We start from the raw sequence: 18,219 nt of genomic DNA, 5'->3' as shown, positions 1-18,219 counted from the left end.
GGAGGGTATGGGCTGGATGTGCGTTCCGAGCGGTCCATCATTCGCTTATAGCCGCTGATATGTCACCAGTCAGTGATCAAGATCAAATCGGCACGGCATCGAGACCCGTTCGCCCCAGGAAAGCCGGCCCTGCGCCGGAGGGCCGGCGCCCGTCATTCGATCGGCTCGCCGCCTCTGCTGAACTCCTCGAACAGCCACTGACCGGCGGGCCCCGGGGGGCGGTCGCGGCGATGGGCGGCCACGATGGGCAGTTGCGGCAAACGGTCGGACCCGTCCCATTCCGCCGGTTCCAGCACGGCCATCGTGCCGTCGCGCAAAGCGCCGGCGACCAGATGGTCCGGCATGCTTCCCCAGCCGACACCGCCAAGGATGAGCCGCCGCTTGGTTTCCAGATCATCGACCCGCCAGCAATTGTCGGCATGCTGCGCATGGTTCTGCTTCAGGGACGACGCCTCGCGGGAGACGAGCATGATCTGCATGTGGCGGGACATGATGTCGTTCGTCAGCGGCACCGCGACCTGGACGAGCGGATGGACGGCCGCGGCGACGACGATGATCTTCGACACCCCGCAATGCCGCCGGACATAGCTGTTTCCCATCGGGAAGAATTCGGGCATCAGCGACAGGTCGGCCTGCCCCTGATCGAGCGCCGCCGTGCTCTGCACCGTGATGGTGGCCAAATCAAGCCGCACGCTGGGAAAGGTCAGTTCGAACCGCTTCAGGACATCGACATAGAGGTCCGGCGACACGAACTGGCTGACGACGATGCGCAGATCGGCCTCCAACCCCTGCCGGAGCCGGTCCGCGTGCAGGCGGTAATCGGCGATGTCGCCGATCACCTTGCGGGCATGGGGAAGAAGCGAACGCCCGGCTTCGGTCAGGGACGGACGGTACTGGTCACGGTCGAACAGAGGGACGCCGGTTTGCCCCTCCAGCTTCTGGACGGTGTAGGTCACCGCCGACTGTGTCCGGTTCAAATGGCGCGCCGCCGCCGCGAAACTGCCTTGTTCCGCGATCGTAACGAAAACCCGGAGCTGCTCGACGGTTATCGCATCCATAGTCATTCAAAAATATCGAAGAGCTTATTGAAATCAATGAAATTTGTTTGACCCTCCCGCTGGGCTATGGTTCGCGCGAGCAGGATTTTTTGCCATCGGGATACCCAGCAGATGCAAGCCACCATGCTTTTCGATGTCGGACTTCTGATCGGGCGTCAGATTTTCCTGTTCGCCCATCTGGTCGCCTTCGCCTTCTCGTTCGTGACGGTCATCCGGGGCGATTGGGCGATGCTGCGCGGCGATTACTTCGCCGGGCGGCGCGACCTGGGCGAGGATGCGAAACAGATCGCCTGGCTTCTCGCGATCCTGTGGCTGAGCGGGCTGGGCCTGATCGCCCTTGGACCGGGCCTGTCGGTTCAGGCGCTGACGGGCAGCCCGAAGATTCTGGCCAAGCTGACGGTGGTGTTCGTTCTCACCGGCAACGGCCTGCTGCTGCACAACATCGCCTTCCCGGCGCTGTCGGGCGAAAGGCGGGCCTTGCCGCCGGTCATGCTGTCGCTATGCCTGGTTCTGGGAGCGGTCAGCACCACATCCTGGCTGTTCGCCGGCCTCATCGGCGCCGCGCGGGTGGTCGCCCCTCTGCTGAACTACCAGCATTACATGGCCGCCTATACCGGCGCCATGGCCATCGGCGTGCTCGTCGCCCTGTTTGCCGTGCGCCCGCTGATGCTGCGGCATTTTCCGCTCAGCCGGTCCGGCATCCGGAGCGCCAGTGGCCAGACCACCAACGGATGAAGGCGCGGCGGCCGGCACCGCGGGTTACGACCCGGCGCCGGCCAGCGAGACGCAGATGCGGTCACGGCCGGTCACACTGCCGCAGCCGTCGGCCCGCTGCGACACGAACCGCATGACCACCCGCTCACCCTTCGCCGCGCCCGGATTGGGCAGCAGGGCTTCGGCCACCTGGGCGGTGAATTGCGGGTTGATGCGCTGAACCGCCGGCTGCGGCGGTTCCAGGCTGGCGACCTGGACCGGCTTGGGATTGGGCGACGGCGCGATGCCCGGAATCACGACGGGAGCGGCCGCTGCGACGACGGCGGCGGACGGCTCCGGCGCGGCGGACGGCCTGGGCTCCATCCGGCGCGGCTCCACCGCCTTGGAGGGCGGCGTTTCCGCCGACGCCACCACCACCGGGGCGGGAATTGCCGGGGCGGGAGCGGCCTGATTTGAGGTCGGGGCCTGACCGCCGCGCGGCTTCGGCGCGTCGTCCGGCACCACGGCGATCTCGATGGCGGAGGCGCCAGCCGTCTGCGACGGCTGGCTCGGGGCGGCGCCGCGCAGCACCGGGGTCAGGGCCGCCAGATACAGCTTCGTCTCGCGCGGCAGCCGCTGCTTGCCGGCCAGATGCTGGGCATAGCAGGCCGGGCCGCAATTATAGGCGGCGAGGAATCCGGGCGCGCCGAACAGGTCGTACATCTCGCGCAGATAGGCGGTGCCCGCCATGATGTTGTCGTGCGGATCGGCCGGGTTGGGGCCGAGGCCATATTGCGTGCGCATCAGCTCATAAGTGCCGGGCATCACCTGCATCAGGCCGATGGCCCCGGCCGAGCTGGTCAGCACCTTGCCGTTGTTGGTCGTCGCCCGCCCGTTGCTCTCACGCATCATCACCGCGCGGATCCATTTCTCCGGCATGTCGTAACGCTGGGAGGCCTCGCGGATGTGCGGAACCCAGCGCGACAGCGGATCGTTCGGGTCCGGGACATAGGCGGCCTCGGCCGGCGAAGCCGTCTGCACCTGTGGCGCTTCGGAGGCGCAGCCGGCCAGACCGAGAGCCAGGCACAGCATCGCTCCGGCGGCGTTGATCGTCGCGAGGTTCCGTTTGGCCACGAGGGGATTTCCGAGCTGTTGACGCAGGCGGGACAAGAGATGGATCGCTTTTCAATGTATAGGCCACGCCTGTCAAGCGACATCACGACGGTTTCTTGGATCCTGTCCCGAAGACGCCCCAATTCCGCCCCATTCATCCCTTGCGAAATCGTCGACAATTAAGATTTTAGGCGAATGCGGCTACGCCTAACTTCACAGCCCTTTCGGACAAAGCCACCCTGGGGCCGAGGTGCGGCGACGGGAACCTTGACGGAACATCCGCGCCACCCCTAATGGAGGGCGACGGCCACGCCCTCAACCGAAGCCGCCACGGTCGTACAGGGCGGGACGAACCGGATCGACGCCCATGACCGCCCCACAAAGAGCCCTCCCGCAGGCGGTGCAGCCCCCCTTGCGATCATCGCCGCAGCCATCGCCACAGGACGACAAGCCCCGGCGCCCGCGACGGACCGGCCGGCTGCTGGCGCTGCCGCTGGTCCTGCTGCTGGCCGGCGGCGGGCTCTGGCTTTGGCGGGGTCATGGTCCGGCGGCCCCCTCCCCTCCCCCATCCGCCGCGGCGACGGAGCGGCCGGTGGAGCTGACGGCGCTGGAGGTGACGGCGGTCGCGCCGCGCCCATTGACCGAGACGGTGCGGCTCAGCGGCTCCGTCTCGCCGATGGAGCAATCGGCGGTGAAGGCGGAGGTCGCGGCCCGGCTGGCCGAGGTGCTGGTGCGCGAGGGACAGGCGGTGCGCCGGGGCGAGGTGCTGGCCCGCTTCGACACCATCGAGCTGACCGCCCGCCTGAACGAGAAGCAGGCCAATCTGGAAGGCGCCCGCGCCCAGCTGGTTCTCGCCGAACGGACGCTCGCCAAGAACCGCACCCTGAACCGCAGCAACATCGTTTCCGACACCAGCCTGGATCAGGCCGAAAGCGGCTTCGGCTTCCAGCGCGCCCAGGTCGATGCGCTGACCGCCCAGGTGGAGCTGGCGCGCAAGGCCCTGCGCGACGCGGTGGTCGTCAGCCCGATCGACGGCATGGTCGCCGTCCGGGCCGTCAATCCGGGGGAAAATCTGGCGGTGAACGCGGCGATGTTCACCATCGTCGACCTGTCGCGGGTCGAGGTCGAGGCGACCGTCCCGGCGGAGCAGGTGGCCCGGCTCGCCGTCGGCCAGACCGCCAGCCTGCGGGTCGAGGGATTCGGCGAGCGATCGTTCGCCGGCCGCATCGCCCGCATCAACCCGATGGCGCGGGCGGGATCGCGCGCCATCCCCGTCTATGTCACCATCGACAACAGGGACGGCGCGCTCCGCGGCGGCATGTTCGCCGGCGGCGAGGTGCTGGTGGCGCAGGCGGCGGACGCCATCGCCGTGCCGCCGGTCGCCGTCCGCCATGACGATCAGGGCGACTTCGTCCTGGTGATCGCCGACGGGCGGACCACGCGCCGGCCGGTCACCCGGCTGGCCTCATGGGCGCGCGGCGACCTGGTGCAGGTGGAGGGGCTGGCGCCGGGCACCCCTGTCGTCACCGGCAACCTGCCCGGCCTGGGCGCCGGCCGCGCCGTCACCATCGCCGGCACGGCCCCCGGCCCCGGCGCCGGCCGCTGACCGGGGATCGCCGCCATGCCGATCACCCGCATCAGCGTCGACAATCCGGTCTTCGCCACCATGATGATGGTGGCGCTGATGGTGCTCGGCCTCTTCTCCTACAACCGGCTCGGCGTCGATCTGTTTCCCGACATCGATTTCCCGGTGGTGGTGGTCAGCACCAGCTATCCCGGCGCCAGCCCGGAGACGGTGGAGACCGACGTCACCCGCCCGGTCGAGGATGCGGTCAACACCATCGCCGGCATCAAGACGCTGACCTCGCGCTCCTACGAGGGCCAGTCGGTCGTCATCGCCGAGTTCGAGCTGAAGACCTCCTCGGTCCAGGCGTTGCAAGACGTGCGCGAGAAGGTCTCGGCGATCCGCGCCGGCTTCCGCGACGAGGTGAAGGATCCGCAGATCACCCGCTTCAACCCGGACGACCAGCCGATCCTGTCCATCGCCGTCACCTCCGACCTGCGGTCCTTGCGCGACCTCACCACGCTCACCGACCAGATCATCCTGAAGCGCTTGCAGAATGTCCGCGGCGTCGGCAAGGCCACCATCGCCGGCGGGGTGAAGCGCCAGATCCTGGTCCGCCTTAAGCCCGAAAAACTGGAAGCACTCAACGTCGGCGTCGACGAGGTGATCGCCACCGTCACGAACGAGAACCAGGACGTGCCCGCCGGCACCGTCACCGGCCAGGGGCGGGAACGCGTGGTGCAGGTGGAGGGGCGGGTGCGCAACCCGCGCGACCTGCTGGACCTGATCGTCGCCCGGCGCGGCAACAGTCCGGTGCGCCTGTCCCAGGTGGCCGAGGTGATCGACGGGCAGGAGGAGCAGGATTCGGCGGCCCTGCTGAACGGCGCTCCGGCGTTGGCGGTCGATGTGGTGAAGGTCCAGGGCGCCAACACGGTGGAGGTCGCGCGCGGCCTGCATCAGGCGATCGGGGATCTGCGGACCAACGGCTCGCTGCCGCCCGACGTGACGCTGGCGGTGGTGCGCGACAGCTCGCGCGGCATCACCAACTCGCTGAGCAACGTGCAGGAGACGCTGGTCGAGGGCGGCATCCTGACCATCCTGATCGTCATGCTCTTCCTCGGATCCTGGCGCAGCACGGTCATCACCGCGCTGACCCTGCCGGTCGCCGTGCTCGGCACCTTCGGCATGCTGGCGGCGATGGGCTTCACCTTGAACATGATGACGCTGATGGCGCTTTCGCTCGCCATCGGCATCCTGATCGACGACGCCATCGTCGTGCGCGAGAACATCATGCGCCATCTCGCCCGTGGCCAGGGCCACCGGCAGGCGGCGCTCGACGGCACGGCGGAGATCGGGCTGGCGGTGCTGGCGACCACGCTGACCATCGTCGCGGTGTTCTTGCCCGTCGCCTTCATGGGCGGCATCATCGGCCGCTTCTTCCTGCAATTCGGCATCACCGTGTCGGCGGCGGTGCTGATCTCGCTGTTCGTCTCCTTCACGCTGGACCCGATGCTGTCGAGCCTGTGGTACGACCCGGCGGCGCACGGCAAGCATGGCCGGTCCATCTTCGGCCGCTTCGCCGCCTGGTTCGGGCGCGGCTTCGACGCGCTGTCCCACGGCTACGGCCGGCTGCTGCGCTGGGGCCTGCGCCGGCGCTGGCTGGTGGTGGTCGCGGCGCTGGCGATCTTCTTCGGCAGCTTCCTGCTGGTGCCGCGCATCGGCGTGGAGTTCGTCCCCGCCGCCGATCTCGGCGAACAGATCGTCGAGGTGGAGACCCCGGTCGGCTCCTCCCTCGCCGCCACCACCGCCAAGACGAGGCAGGTCGAGGCGGCGATCCGCGAGTTTCCGGAAATCGCCTACACCTACGCCACCGTCAACACCGGCGTGTCGATCGGCCACAACCGGGGCAGCCTCTATCTGCGCTACACCCCGATCGACCAGCGCCGGCGCTCGCCCAACGACCTCGCCCCGCTGCTGCGCCAGCGCCTGTCGGCGATCCCCGGCGTCACCATCGGCATCGCCATTCCCGGCGTCGGCGGCGTGCAGAAGCAGATCCAGGTCTCGGTCCAGGGCCGCGACATCGCCGAGCTGGACCGGCTGTCGCGGACGGTGATCGCCGCCATGCGCGCCATCCCCGGCTTCGTCGACGTCGACAGCACGCTGAAGGCGGCCAAGCCGACGCTGGCCGTCCGGCTGGAGCGCGATCTCGCCAGCGATCTCGGCATCGGCACCGCCAAGGTCGCCGACACGCTGCGCCCGCTGTTCGCCGGCGACACGGTGTCGAGCTGGAAGGCGCCGGACGGCGAGAGCTACGACGTGCTGGTCCGGTTGCCGGAGGGCGACCGCGCCGGCCGCGCCGACCTCGACCGCATCCATTTCTCCGGCGGGGTGGACGCCAACGGGACGCCGCGCATGATCCCGCTGTCCCAGGTGGCGGCGGTGACGACGACGCTCGGCGCCTCGCAGATCAACCGGCGCGACCTTCAGCGCGAGGTGAATGTCCAGGCCAATGTCCAGGGCCGCGCCGCCGGCGACGCCGGGCGCGACCTGCAAACGGCGCTCGCCAGGATCGAGCTGCCGCCCGGCTACCGCATCGTCTTCGGCGGCTCCACCAAGGACATCGCCGAGACCAGCGGCTACGCGGCGCAGGCGCTGGCGCTCGCCGTCATCCTGATCTACCTGATCCTCGCCTCGCAGTTCGGCAGCTTCCTGCAACCGCTCGCCATCATGGCCTCGCTGCCTCTGTCGCTGGTCGGCGTGTTCCTGGGGCTGCTGGTGGCGGGCTCGACGCTGAACATCTTCAGCGCCATCGGCTTCATCATGTTGATGGGTCTGGTGACCAAGAACGCCATCCTGCTGGTCGATTTCGCCAACCAGGCGCGCGGGCGCGGCGCCGGCCTGCATGACGCGCTGGTCGAGGCCGGCATCATCCGCCTGCGCCCCATCGTGATGACCACCGCGGCGATGATCTTCGGCATGATCCCGCTGGCGCTCGGCATCGGCGAGGGGGCGCAGCAGCGCGCCCCGATGGCCCATGCGGTGATCGGCGGGCTCCTGTCCTCCACCATCCTGACTCTGCTGGTGGTGCCGGTGGCGCTGACCTATCTGGACGGGCTGTCGCGCCGGATGAAGCGCTGGTTCGCCCATGCCGACCCCGACGCCCACCGGCACGCGGCGGAGTGAGCGCTCACGCCAGCGCCGGCGACCGCGCGGTGCTCTCGCTCCCGACCGCCCGCAGATTGTCCTCCACCCAGCGCTCCGCCGCCTCGCGCCCGGCGTCGCGCAACCAGTTCAGGAAGCTCCAGTCGGTCATCAGCTTGGAATAGAGCCCCAGATCCTGAAGATGGTCGTCGGCGCCGATCAGATGCAGGCGCGGGCCGTCGGCGCGGGCGGACAGGCAGCGCATCTCCTGCAACAGGGCGGCATTGAAGGTGATCTGGTTCAGGCGGGCGGCGATGTCGGCCGGTTCCTCCGGCGTGGCGGCGCAGGTGAAGGGATTGATCGCCACCACCAGCAGATCGGCGCCGGGACAGGCCGCCGCCAGCGGCGACAGCGGCGGATTGGCGAGATAACCGCCATCCCAATAATCCTCACCGTCGATCCGCACCGCGCGGAACAGGTTCGGCAGGCAGGCGGAGGCCAGCAGATGATCGACCCCGACCTCCGTCTCGTCGAACAGCCGCAGGGCGCCGCTGCGCACCATGGTGGCGCTGACGAACAGCCGCAGCCCGCTGCGCCGGATCAGCTCCGGCTCGACCATCTCGGTCAGCAGCCCGCGCAGCGGATGGAAGTCGGCCGATTGCGTCCGATAGGGGCTGACCCAGCGCCGCGCCCAATCCACCAGATGGCTGCCGGGCGCCTGATCGACGTTCCAGCGGCCGAGCAGACGGTCGGTCACGCTCGGACGGATCGGCCCCAGCCGGCCGGCGGCGCTCACCCGCTCCCAGAAAGTCGCCAGTTCGGCCCGCGCGCCCTCCCGCGCTCCCCCCAACGCGCCCAGGCGGCCGCCCCGCGCCCAGCCCTGCGCCAGCATCGCCGCGTTCATCGCCCCGGCGCTGGCGCCGCTGACCCCGACCAACTGGATATCCTCCTCCAGCAGCCGGTCGAGCACGCCCCAGGTGAAGGCGCCATGGGCGCCGCCGCCCTGCAACGCCAGCGCCAGAGTCGGCTTGGGCGGCGGCAGAGCCTGCATGGGGCCGGGTCCCGGCAACTCCAGCGGTTCGGCCGGAAGAAGAAGGGGCGGCGCGGGCCGCCTGCCCCCCACCCGACCACGCAAGCGGTTCCACAGCCTTCGGATCATGGTCATGGCCAGCAGGCCTCCAACTCGTCATGCTGCACCGCAACATGAGGAGGCGCTTGTCCATCGGCAAGGGGTTATTCCAACCGGATGGGGAAGAAACTCCGCCGACCTCCGGTCATGGCGTTGGAAAGCCGCCGCCAAATGCACTAACTAGGCCCACATCCCCGACACCGAGCGCGCGCCCCTTGCCAAATCCGATGCCCACCATCATCCCGATCACCGACCCGGAAGACCCGCGCATCGAGCCCTACCGCGACGTGCGGGAACGCGATCTGGTCGGCCGCGACGGGCTGTTCATCGCCGAGGGGGCGGTGGTGGTGCGCAGCCTCGTCCAGTCCAGCCGCACCCTTGCCCGCTCGCTGCTGGTCGCCGAAAAGCGGGTGACGGCGCTGGAGCCGATGCTGGCGGCCCTTCCGCCCGGCACGCCGGTCTATACCGCCACCCAGCCGGTGCTGGACCGCATCGCCGGCTTTCCCCTGCATCGCGGCATCCTGGCGGTGGGGGAGAGGATCTCCATCCCCAGCGCCGCCGATCTGCTCGACGCCTGCGGCCCGGTCGCCCGCGTGGTGATGCTGTTCGGCATCGGCAACCATGACAATATGGGTGGCATCTTCCGCAACGCCGCCGCCTTCGGCGCCGACGCGGTGATCCTCGATCCCGGCTGCTGCGATCCGCTCTACCGCAAGGCGATCCGCGTTTCGGTGGGGGCGACGCTGCTGGTGCCGACGGCGCGGCTCGACGCCGGGGAGGATCCGCTCGCCCTGCTCGACCGCTTCCGCTTCGAGGCGGTGGCCTTGAGCCCGGCCGGCGCCGAGACCCTGGCCGCCCTGACACCGCCCCGCCGCGCCGCCCTGCTGTTCGGGTCGGAGGGGCCGGGACTGCCGCCCGCCCTGCTGGCCCGCGCCCGCAGCGTCCGCATCCCGATGGCCGGCGGCTTCGATTCCCTCAACGTGGCGACCACCAGCGGCATCGTGCTGCACCACGTCGCCGCCGGACAGGCCACACCAGCATGACCGAAGACCTCGACAGCTCCGCCGCCGACCCCCATCTGGTCCACGACCTCGCCACCGCCCATCCGGAGGTGACGACGCTGGGAGCGGCCGGCGTGCTGCGGATGCGGGACGCCGAGGCGCGCGGGCTGGTGCCGCTCGGCCTGCCGCTGCCCAAGGGCAAGCGCGACCTGCTGGTCCCGGCGGAGCGGCGCGAGGCCATCCTGCTGGAGATCGCCGGCCGCATCGACCGCGCCCACCGCCGCGACGCCCTGCTGGCCCAGGGACGCCGGGCGCTGGCCGGCGGCCACACCGCCCTGTTGTCCTGCGAGGACCGCACCCGCGTCCGCGCCGTCCGTGGCGACGAGCTGCCCTGGCCCGGCCTGTCGCCGGCGATCCGCCTGCAAGCCTCCCGCGGCTTCGACGCGCTGGAGCTGTCGGACCTGTCCGATGCCGAGCTGTCGGCCCGGCTCGACCATGATCCGGCCCTGTGCGCCGCGTTGGACGGGGCGCTGTCCCGCGTCGCCGCCCGGCTGCGCGATCTGGCGGAGCGGGCCGGCGGCGATCCCGACTGGGGCTTCGCCAACCTCGCCGAGCGGCTGGGCAAGGCCGCCCGCAACCGCACGGACGCCGACGAGCTGCTCGAGCGCTGGGACCGCGAGTATGACCAGTGGCGGCGCGAGCGGGCCGAGGCGCGCGGCCGCGCCTATGTCGACCGCCATTTCGACTTCTCCCGCTTCGAACGGCTGTTCCCGGTGGCGCGCGGCATGAACCGCCGGCTGGTGCTGGTGATCGGCCCGACCAATTCCGGCAAGACCCACCGCGCCATCACCGCATTGCGCGAGGCCCGCGACGGCGTCTATCTGGCGCCGCTGCGCCTGCTGGCGCTGGAGGTGATGGAGCGGCTGAACGCCGAGGGCACGCCGACCACGCTGATCACCGGCGAGGAGGAGATCCGCACCCCCGGCGCCCGCCACACCGCCTCGACCATCGAGGTGATGGACCCCGACCGCCCGGTCGAGGTGGCGGTGATCGACGAAATCCAGATGCTGGCCGACCCGGCGCGCGGCTGGGCCTGGACCGCCGCCCTGATGGGGGTGCCGGCGGAGACCGTCTATATCCTCGGCGCGCCGGAGGTCCGCCCGCTGGTCGAACGCGCCGCCGCCCATCTCGGCGAGCCGCTGGAGGTGGTGGAGCTGGCGCGCAAGACGCCGCTGTCGATGCTCGACCGCCGGCTGGAATGGGCGGAGGTCGAGCGTGGCGACGCCCTGATCGCCTTCTCCCGCCGCGAGGTCCACAGCGTCCGCGACACGCTGCTGGCCCAGGGCCTGTCGGTCGCCGCCATCTATGGCGCGCTGGCCCCGGCGGTGCGGCGGCGCGAGGCAGCGCGCTTCCTGTCCGGCGAGGCGGATGTGGTGGTGGCGACCGACGCCATCGGCATGGGGCTGAACCTGCCCTGCCGCCGCGTGCTGTTCACCGCCCTGGAGAAGTTCGACGGCAGCGCCGTCCGCCCGCTGACCGCGACGGAGGTGAAGCAGATCGCCGGCCGCGCCGGCCGCTTCGGCCAGTTCGAGGAGGGGCATTTCGGCGTCATCGCCCGTGGCGCTCCCGCCGCGCTGAAACGGCTGCTGGAGGCGCCCGACCGCAGCCTGCGCGCCGACGCCCCGCTGCCCGTCCGCCCGACCCGCGCCATGCTGGCCCGCCTCGCCAGCCACATCGACAGCGACGAGACCCGATTGCTGGTGGAGTGCTTCGGCAGTGCCGACACCGCCGGCTCCCCCTTCCGGCTGGCCGACCTGTCGGCCCTGCGCCGGGCGGCGCCGATGCTGGACGCCCGCCGGCTGGCCCTGTCGGCCAAGCTCGAGCTGCTGCTGGCCCCCGCCGATCTTGAGGAGGCGGAGGACGCCAAGGTCTTCGCCGCCATCCTCGACGCGGTGGAGGCCGGGGAAGTGCTGCCGCTCGCCCGGCTGATCCCGGCACGCTTCGACGGGCTGGCCGCCGATGTGCTGGAGGCGGCGTCGCGCGCCTGCGACCTCTATTTCTGGGCCGCGCGCAAATTCCCCGACGCCCTGCCCGACCGCGAGCGCGTGCGCGGCGCCCGCGACGCCATCGGCCAACGCCTGTCCGAAGCGTTGGCGTCGCGCGCCCGCCGCCGCGAACCGCCGCCGGCCGCCGGCTTCCGCGGCGCCCCGCGCAAACGCTTCGGCCCGCGCCGCCGCTGACGAATCAATAGTCCAAACCTATCGCAATCTTCGAAGCCATCGATTGGACACTATCGTCCGGCCCTGACATCGTTGCATCCGCGGCCAAGCCTCTGGCCGCGATCGCACCGTTCAGGAGCAACCGGCGTGAAGACCGCATCCCCCACCATCGCCGACAGCGTCGCCGTCACCGCGGCCTCCCCGGCGCCCTCCGTAACCACCATGGCCGGGCGCCGGTTCTGGACCATGCTCGGCCCCGGCTTCGTGGTGGCGGTCGGCTACATGGATCCGGGCAACTGGGCGACCGACATCGCGGCGGGCTCCAGTTTCGGCTTCGCTCTGCTGTCGGCGGTGCTGATCGCCAGCCTGGCCGGCATCTTCCTGCAAGGGCTGATCGTGCGGCTGACGCTGGCAACCGGCACCGATCTGGCCCGGCTGATCCGCCAGCGCTTCCCGCGTCCGGTGGCGATGGCGGTCTGGCTGGTGTCGGAGCTGGCGATGATCGCCACCGATCTGGCCGAGCTGCTGGGCAGCGCCATCGCGCTGAAGCTGCTGTTCGGCATCCCGGTCATGGCCGGCGTGGTGGTCTCCGCCCTGCTGACCTTCGGCATCCTGGCCCTGCCCGGCGCCAGGGGCCGGGCGCCGGAACTGGTGGTCGGCGCGCTGATGAGCGTGGTGGTGGTCTGCTTCGCCTGGGAGCTGGCGATCGCCCGCCCCGATCCCGCCGCCCTGCTGGCCGGGCTGATGCCGAGCGTCGAGCTGGCCCGCGATCCGCAGATGCTGTACCTGTCGCTGGGCATCATCGGCGCCACCGTCATGCCGCACAACCTGTTCCTGCACTCCGGTCTGGTCCGCTCGCGGCTGGCCGGGGTGAGGACGGAGGCGGAACGCCGGCAGGCCGCCCGCTGGCTGACCATCGACCTGTCGGCCGCGCTGGCGCTGGCCGGTCTGGTCAACGGCGCCATCCTGGCGGTCGCCGCCGTGGCGTTCCAGGGGGTCGCCCAGGGCGGCGCCACCCCCGGCATCGAGGATGCCCATGCCCTGCTGAGCGGCAGCATCGGCACCGCCGCCGCCCTGGTCTTTGCCATCGCCCTGCTGGCCGCCGGGCAGAGTTCCACCACCACCGGCACCATGGCCGGGCAGATGGTGACGGAAGGCTTCCTGAACCTGCGCCTGAGCCCGGTCACCCGGGCGCTGATCACCCGCGGCGCCTCGCTGATCCCGGCGCTGGCGGTGCTGGGCAGCGCCGGCGACGGCGCGGTCGACGGGCTGCTGGTGTTGAGTCAGGTGGTTCTGGCGCTGACCCTGCCTTTCATCCTGATCCCGATGCTGGTGCTGCTGCGCAATGACAAGCTGATGGGCGGGCTGGCGATGGGGCCGCTGACCCTGCGGCTGGCGAGCCTGACCGTCCTGGTGCTGACCGGCCTGTCCGGCTGGCTGGCTGGCAGCAGCGCGATGGCGTGAACCGAAACGCGCCTCGACCCGGAGCGGGGAATGGTCCATCCTGCGGCCCGTTCCCCTTCCCTTTGACCGGTGCCGTATGGATCCCGCCCCCGAACACTGTGCCATCGAGCAACGTTTGGCCGATCTGGAAAGCCGCCTCGCCCATCACGAGCGGATGGCGGAGGAGATGTCGGAAGTCATCTTCGCCCAGGGCCGGACCATCGACCTTCTGACCGTCCGGCTCCAGCGCATGCGCGACCGGCTGGAGGCGACCGAATACGCCATCGCCTCGCCGCAGGACGACCGGCCGCCGCCGCATTATTGAGGGGGGAGGCGGCGAAGCCGACCTTTCCTCACCCCACCCCTTCGTAAACCACCTCCGTCATCATCCCCGTCGCCATGTGCAACAGGTTGTGGCAATGCAGCGGCCAGCGGCCGGGATTGTCGGCGTCGAAGGCGACCGTCACGCTGCCCATCATCGGCACCAGGACGGTGTCGCGCACCGCCCCCACCAGCGGACGGCCGTCGATGGCGACGACCTGGAAATGATGGCCGTGCAGGTGCATGGGATGCGCCATCATCGAAGCGTTCTCGAAGGTCAGCTCCACCCGCTGGCCCTGGCGGACCACAAGCGGCTGGTGCGCGCCGAAGGTCCGCCCGTCCAGGCTCCAGACATAGGGCGCCATCGACCCGGTCAATCGCATCCGGCGCGTCAGGTCGGCGGCCCGCGTCGCCAGCGGCGTCACCGCGACCAGTTGCCGTTCCAGCGACAGGTCGAGCGGATCGGTCGCCGCCTGCCCGGCCGGCGCGATCCTGTCCACCGCCGCGCCGGGCGTGGCGAGGAGGATGCCGGTGCGCTGCGCCGCCCCTTCGCGCAGGGCCAGGACCGGAAAGGCGCCACCCTCGGCCGGCAGCGTCAGGCGGATGTCCAGCCGCTGCCCCATGCTGATGGCGAAACGGCTGCCGGCCACCGGACGCACCGGGTTGCCGTCCACCGCGATCACATCGCCGCTCAACAGCCCGAGGTCGAGATGGAAGGCGGTCGAGGTGGCGCCGTTGATGATGCGCAGCCGGACGCGTCCGCCCCGCTCCACCCGCACAACCTCCGGGTCGGCAAGCGTGCGGTCGTTGGCGAGATAGGCGTCATACTCGACATCGTTCATATCCATCGCCATGGCGCCGGACATGCCGGCCATGTCATGCCCGGAGCCGTGGTTCATCGCTCCATGATCCATCGAGGCGTGATCCATGGCGCCCTGGTTCATCCCGTCATGGTTCATCCCGTCATGGCTCATCCCGCCGGATGGGGCGCCGAGAGAGGACAGGATCTCGGTCGGATCGCGGAAGGTGAAATCATGCAGCAGCATGGTCACCTCCTGCTCGTCGGCGCGGAGCTCCTCCTCGGCGCGGACAACCAGCGGCGCCGCCATCAGCAGCTGTTCCTGCATGCCGTGGTGGGAATGCATCCAATGGGTGCCTGTGCGCGGCGTGAAGTCATAGCGGACGGTCTCGCCGTCGCGGATCGCCGGCCTGTTCCCGTCGACGACTCCATCCTGGACATAAGGCGGGGTCTGGCCGTGCCAATGGATGATGGTGTCCTCCCCCGCCCGGTTGGAGAGATCGACCAGGAAGCGCCGGCCGGGCTCCAGCGTCAGCCCATGGGTGCCGTCGGGCTGGCGGATGCCGAATACGCCGGCCGCCTTGCCATTCACCTCAAGCGTACGGCGGTCGACCGTCAGACGGACGGCCTCGCCCACGGGAGCGGCGGCAAGAAGGGACCGGGGAAAAGCGGGCAGCAGGGCGGCACAGCCGCCGGCCGCCGCCGTCGACAGCAGACGGCGGCGCGAAAGCGCGAGAGTCATGGATGGACTCCGAATGATCGGGTGCATGGGGGATGGAGAACGATGCCGCGAAAGCTCGGCGGCGCGGAACATCATCCCAGGCGCGGTGGCGGCGGATCGGGCCGCAGCCCCAGCCCCTCGCGCAGAGGCCCGGCGGCCCAGCCAAGGCGCGGCCCCGCCGACCACACCGGCACCATCATTTCCGCATTCGGCAGTCCGACCGCCATGGCGGCGCAGGCCATGCCGGCACAGCAGGGCTGGGTCGCGGGATGCGGCCGACCCGGCGCCTGCCGGCCCTGGCCGGTCTGACCGCCGCCTGCCACATGCGACGCATGCCGCATCGAACCGGCGACGGCCCTTGTGAACGGCGAAGGGAGCGGCGACTGTTCCTGGAACCCCGCCCGCCCATGCGGGCAGGCGGCTTCGGCGGCGCCCGACCACAGCGACAGGACGAGCAGCACGAGGATCATGGTCCCCGCGACCGCGGCCAGCCTCCGCATCCAGTCGGCGACACCCATCGGCACCATTCCCGCAAGTGGTCAGCCCCTTGAGATAGGCCCTCGGGCGAAGCCGGTCAACCGCCAGCGATCACCGGATAGCGACCGCCGGACAGGGCCCCTATCCATTCGGCTCTAGGCGTTTTCCCGAACATGGAACTGCAACAGACCGTCCCTATATTGGCGCTCACCCGAAACAGCCCACCACTGCCGACATGTCCGCCTCCACCCGCCCGGCCAACACCCCGCACAGCGCGACCCGCCAACTGCATTGCGCCTGCTGCGGCCGTCCCTTCGTCCGCCCGTCGACGCGGGGGCCGGCACCGCTCTATTGCTCGGTCGATTGCCAGAAGCAGATGCGGGTCCGCTCCAAGGTGTGGAGCCAGCGCGGCGACGCCCCCTTCGGCCTGCGCCGCGCCTTTTAAGCTCAGCGTATTTCCACGGTCGCGCTGTCGCTGCGGCCGTCGGCGTCCAGCACGGTGACCCGCACCAGCCCCGGACCGTCCGGCCGCCACACCACCTCGCGCGCGATGGGCGACTGGGCGATTCGGCGCCCGTCGATCAGCCAGGACAGCGGTCGCCGCCCGCCGCTGGCGCTCAGGGTCATCGGCTCCCCCTTGCCATCCGGGCCCAGCGCCTCCAGCACCATGTCGCTGACCGGGAAGGTCAGCCGCAGGCGGTCGGTCTGGCGCGGCCCCGCCAATTCCACCTCGCCCGGCCGCAGGCGGCGCAGCAAATCCGGCGGCGCCTCGTTGCGCACCGGCCCGGCGGGTCGGCCGCGCTCGGCCGGCAGCCGGTCGAACACGTCGAACAGCAGCGGAGCGGCGGTGTTGCGTCCGTAATGGTCGGGGCTCGGCGTGCCGTCCGGCCGTCCGACCCACACCCCCACCGTATAGCGTCCGGTCACGCCGAAGGCCCAGGCGTCGCGGAAGCCATAGCTGGTGCCGGTCTTCAGCGCCACCGGCCCGCTGCCGCGCAGTTCCTGCGCCTGCACCACCCCCGGCGGCGGCGGCGAGCCTTCCAGGATCGCCCGCACCTGCTGGGCCGCCGTGGCGGACAGCAGCCGCTGCTCCGCCCCGCCCGGCTGGTCCGGCATGGTGCGCAGCGGCGCCACCTGCCCGTCCCGCGCCAGGCCGCTGTAAAGCGTCGTCATGTCCCATAGACTGATCGACGCCCCGCCCAGCGCCACCGGCAGCCCCGGCAGCGTCGTTCCGCCCGGCAGCACCAGCCGGACACCGGCCTTGCGCAACGCCTCGGTGAAGCGCAGCGGTCCGACCCGGTCGAGCACCAGCACCGCCGGCACATTCAGCGAGCGTTGCAGCGCCTCCATCACCGTCAGGTCGCCGGTGAAGCTGCGGTCGAAATTGCGCGGCGCCCAGTCGCCGAAGCGGGTGGAGACGTCGGCGATCTGGGTCAGCGGGTGGATGATGCCGTCGTCGAAGCCCAGCCCATAGATGAAGGGCTTCAGCGCCGATCCCGGCGAGCGCACCGCCCGCACCATGTCGATCGGCCCCTGCCGGGTCTCGTCCAGCGCGTCGGGACTGCCGAGATAGGCCAGGACCGAGCGGTCGCGGTTGTCGACCACCAGCACCGCCAGCCCCGCCTGCGGGTTCAGCGTCTCCGCCGCCCGCCGCGCCAGCGCCTCGACCGCCTGTTGCAGGGTGCCGTCGATGGTGGTGGCGAGCTCCGCCCGGCCGGGGTTGGCGCCGCGCAGCCGGTCGGCCAGATGCGGGGCCGAGGCCGGCAGCGGCAGACGGGCCGAGGGCACCGGCAGCGTCTTGGCCTCCGCCACCGCCTTGGGCGGCAGGGCGCCGGCTTCCGCCACCCGGTCCAGCACCTTGTCGCGCGCCGCCCGCGCCCGCTCCGGATAGCGGTCGGGCCGCAGACGGGAGGGCGATTGCGGCAGCGAGACCAGCAGCGCCGCCTCCGCCGCGTCCAGCTCCACCGGCGCCTTGCCCAGCAGCATCAGCGACGCCGCACGGATGCCCTCGATGTTGCCGCCATAGGGGGCGAGCGTCAGATACATGCCGAGGATGTCGCGCTTGCCGTAGCGCCATTCCAACTGCGCCGCGCGGGCGGCCTCGATCAGCTTGGCGGTGAGGCTGCGCGGGCGCGGCTCCAGCAGGCGGGCGACCTGCATGGTGATGGTGGAGGCGCCGGAGACCACCCGCCCCGCCCCCAGATTCTGCGCCGCCGCCCGCAGCACCGCCAGCGGATCGACGCCGGCATGGCTCTCGAACCGCCGGTCCTCATAGGCCATCAGCAGCTCGACGAACAGCGGCGACACGTCGTCGACCGTCGCCGGCAGACGCCACGCCCCCGCCGCGTTGGTGAAGACGCGCAACGGCTTGCCCTTGCGGTCGGTGACGGTCACCGACAGGTCGGACAGCCGCTCCAGCGGCGGCGGGAACAGCCGGTCGAGCAGCAGCGCCGTCGCCGCCAGGGCGGCGACGCCCGCCGCCACGACGCCCGCCCGCCGGAACCAGGGCCGCCTTGCCCAGAGCTGACACCCCCACCCCC

At 70.8% G+C, this 18,219-nt stretch carries 14 protein-coding genes; 8 read left to right on the top strand and 6 right to left on the bottom strand.

Annotation, left to right across the window (positions count from 1 at the left end; genetic code table 11):
* Window positions 1-152: 152 nt before the first annotated feature.
* Window positions 153-1,058 carry a LysR family transcriptional regulator gene (locus AZL_RS05890; protein WP_148219221.1) on the bottom strand — a complete coding sequence of 302 codons (906 nt, stop codon included), beginning with the start codon at window positions 1,056-1,058 and terminating at the stop codon, window positions 153-155.
* Window positions 1,059-1,169: 111 nt separating this feature from the next.
* Between AZL_RS05890 and AZL_RS05885 the strand changes: the two genes are divergently transcribed.
* Window positions 1,170-1,793: a hypothetical protein gene (locus tag AZL_RS05885; RefSeq protein ID WP_148219220.1), complete on the top strand. Its 624-nt coding sequence runs from the start codon at window positions 1,170-1,172 to the stop codon at window positions 1,791-1,793.
* A gap of 24 nt (window positions 1,794-1,817) precedes the next feature.
* Here the strand turns inward: AZL_RS05885 and AZL_RS05880 are convergent, their stop codons facing one another.
* A complete protein-coding gene (locus AZL_RS05880) occupies window positions 1,818-2,885 on the bottom strand; it encodes a lytic transglycosylase domain-containing protein (protein ID WP_012973734.1) in 1,068 nt (355 codons plus the stop codon).
* 346 nt (window positions 2,886-3,231) lie between these two features.
* On the opposite strand from AZL_RS05880, the gene AZL_RS05875 reads away from it, so the two are divergent.
* Both AZL_RS05875 and AZL_RS05870 read left to right on the top strand, forming a co-directional pair.
* Window positions 3,232-4,470, top strand: coding sequence for an efflux RND transporter periplasmic adaptor subunit (locus AZL_RS05875; protein ID WP_012973733.1), 1,239 nt, complete (start codon window positions 3,232-3,234; stop codon window positions 4,468-4,470).
* Window positions 4,471-4,485: 15 nt separating this feature from the next.
* The gene (locus AZL_RS05870; RefSeq protein ID WP_012973732.1) at window positions 4,486-7,611 is read left to right on the top strand and encodes an efflux RND transporter permease subunit; all 3,126 of its coding nucleotides are present in this window, start codon (window positions 4,486-4,488) and stop codon (window positions 7,609-7,611) included.
* Between the two features lie 4 nt (window positions 7,612-7,615).
* Here AZL_RS05870 and AZL_RS05865 read toward each other — a convergent pair whose 3' ends face one another.
* Entirely contained in the window at window positions 7,616-8,620 is a 1,005-nt protein-coding gene (locus AZL_RS05865; protein WP_012973731.1) for a patatin-like phospholipase family protein, read from the bottom strand.
* A 305-nt stretch (window positions 8,621-8,925) separates the two neighbouring features.
* Between AZL_RS05865 and AZL_RS05860 the strand changes: the two genes are divergently transcribed.
* The 4 genes from AZL_RS05860 (at window position 8,926) to AZL_RS05845 (ending at window position 13,686) form a co-directional block, all read left to right on the top strand.
* Complete coding sequence (locus tag AZL_RS05860; RefSeq protein WP_012973730.1) at window positions 8,926-9,741, top strand: TrmH family RNA methyltransferase; 816 nt, start codon at window positions 8,926-8,928, stop codon at window positions 9,739-9,741.
* Complete coding sequence (locus tag AZL_RS05855; protein ID WP_012973729.1) at window positions 9,738-11,939, top strand: helicase-related protein; 2,202 nt, start codon at window positions 9,738-9,740, stop codon at window positions 11,937-11,939. Before AZL_RS05860 ends, AZL_RS05855 begins: the two co-directional genes overlap by 4 nt.
* Window positions 11,940-12,065: 126 nt before the next feature.
* Window positions 12,066-13,382, top strand: a complete 1,317-nt coding sequence (locus tag AZL_RS05850) for an Nramp family divalent metal transporter (protein ID WP_012973728.1) — start codon at window positions 12,066-12,068, stop codon at window positions 13,380-13,382.
* A gap of 115 nt (window positions 13,383-13,497) precedes the next feature.
* A complete protein-coding gene (locus AZL_RS05845) occupies window positions 13,498-13,686 on the top strand; it encodes a SlyX family protein (protein WP_371304226.1) in 189 nt (62 codons plus the stop codon).
* A 28-nt stretch (window positions 13,687-13,714) separates the two neighbouring features.
* Here AZL_RS05845 and AZL_RS05840 read toward each other — a convergent pair whose 3' ends face one another.
* Window positions 13,715-15,223, bottom strand: a complete 1,509-nt coding sequence (locus AZL_RS05840) for a multicopper oxidase family protein (protein WP_012973726.1) — start codon at window positions 15,221-15,223, stop codon at window positions 13,715-13,717.
* Window positions 15,224-15,294: 71 nt separating this feature from the next.
* Window positions 15,295-15,720: a hypothetical protein gene (locus tag AZL_RS05835; RefSeq protein ID WP_042442622.1), complete on the bottom strand. Its 426-nt coding sequence runs from the start codon at window positions 15,718-15,720 to the stop codon at window positions 15,295-15,297.
* Window positions 15,721-15,914: 194 nt separating this feature from the next.
* On the opposite strand from AZL_RS05835, the gene AZL_RS05830 reads away from it, so the two are divergent.
* Window positions 15,915-16,124 carry a hypothetical protein gene (locus AZL_RS05830; RefSeq protein WP_042442620.1) on the top strand — a complete coding sequence of 70 codons (210 nt, stop codon included), beginning with the start codon at window positions 15,915-15,917 and terminating at the stop codon, window positions 16,122-16,124.
* A 2-nt stretch (window positions 16,125-16,126) separates the two neighbouring features.
* Here the strand turns inward: AZL_RS05830 and pbpC are convergent, their stop codons facing one another.
* Window positions 16,127-18,163, bottom strand: a complete 2,037-nt coding sequence (gene pbpC, locus AZL_RS05825) for a penicillin-binding protein 1C (protein WP_012973724.1) — start codon at window positions 18,161-18,163, stop codon at window positions 16,127-16,129.
* Between the last annotated feature and the right edge of the window lie 56 nt (window positions 18,164-18,219).

Source organism: Azospirillum sp. B510 (genome assembly GCF_000010725.1).
Lineage (GTDB): Bacteria > Pseudomonadota > Alphaproteobacteria > Azospirillales > Azospirillaceae > Azospirillum > Azospirillum lipoferum_B.
Note: the sequence above shows the minus strand (reverse complement) of the source record. Positions and strands in the feature narration are given on the sequence as shown.